We start from the raw sequence: 1089 nt of genomic DNA, 5'->3' as shown, positions 1-1089 counted from the left end.
ACCCCCACCCCTCGGAACCCCCTCGGACACGATCCGCTGGACCGGCCCTCGGGCCAGAGAGGCGTCCTATGCCTTCGATCGCCTGCGTCCCCCCGGCCCCGCTGCCGGGGGACGCCACCGGTCTCCGTGAGCGGGCGCGCGGCGCCATGCTCGGGCTCGCCGTCGGGGACGCGCTGGGGGCGCCCGCGGAGAACATGAAGCCCTCCGAGATCCGCGCCCGCTGGGGCCGCATCACGGGGTACGTCGCCGAGAACCCCGCGGGCACGGACGACACCGAGTACGCCATCTTCTCCGGGCTGCTGCTGGCCCGGCACGGCTCGGCGCTCACCGTCACGCATGTGGAGACGGCCTGGCACCAGTGGATCGCGGACCTGGACGAGGGCCCGTTCCGAGGCGCCGGTTTCAGCGAACGGGGCACCCTGGAGAACCTCCGCCGGGGTCTGGCCGCCCCCATCTCCGCGCAGCACCGGCACGCCTGGAGCGACGGACTGGCGATGCGCGCGGCCCCCTTCGGCGTCTTCGCGGCGGGCCGCCCCGCCGAGGCCGCCCGGCTGGTCGCCATCGACGGCTCGGTCAGCCACGACGGTGAGGGCATCTACGGAGGTCAGGCGGTCGCGGCGGGCGTGGCGGCGGCGATGGCGGGCGCGCCGACCATCTCGGTCGTGGCCTCCGCCCTGGCCGTCGTCCCGGACGACTCCTGGACCGCGCGCTCGCTGCGCCGCGCGGTCGCCGTCGCCCACCGGGGCGAGCGCGCGGTCCGTTCCGCCGTGGTCGTCGGCGGTTACCCGTGGACGGACCTGGCCCCCGAGGCGGTGGCCCTGGCGTTCGGCGCGTACGCGGCGGCCGACGGCGACTTCACGGAGTCCGTCCTCACCGCGGTCAACATGGGCCGCGACGCCGACACGACCGCGGCGGTGGCGGGCGCCCTGGCCGGCGCCACGCGCGGCGCCTCGTCCATCCCCGCGGAGTGGACGACGCCCATCGGCCCCGCACGGGGCAGTTGCCTCCCCTCCATGGCAGGCCACCACGTCCTGGACGTGGCCGAGCTGCTCACCCCCGGCGACTGCGCCAAGTGGATCACCGGCCCCC

Annotated in this window: 1 protein-coding gene; it reads left to right on the top strand. The window is 76.5% G+C overall.

From position 1 onward, the window contains the following. Positions 1-68 precede the first annotated feature (68 nt). Positions 69-1089 (top strand): ADP-ribosylglycohydrolase family protein (locus AOK23_RS43920; protein ID WP_055717922.1); only part of this gene is annotated, 1021 nt, incomplete at its 3' end.

The organism is Streptomyces torulosus (assembly GCF_001419765.1).
GTDB lineage: Bacteria > Actinomycetota > Actinomycetes > Streptomycetales > Streptomycetaceae > Streptomyces > Streptomyces torulosus.
The sequence above is the reverse complement of the archived record's forward strand: the minus strand, read 5'-3'. Positions and strand labels throughout refer to the sequence as shown.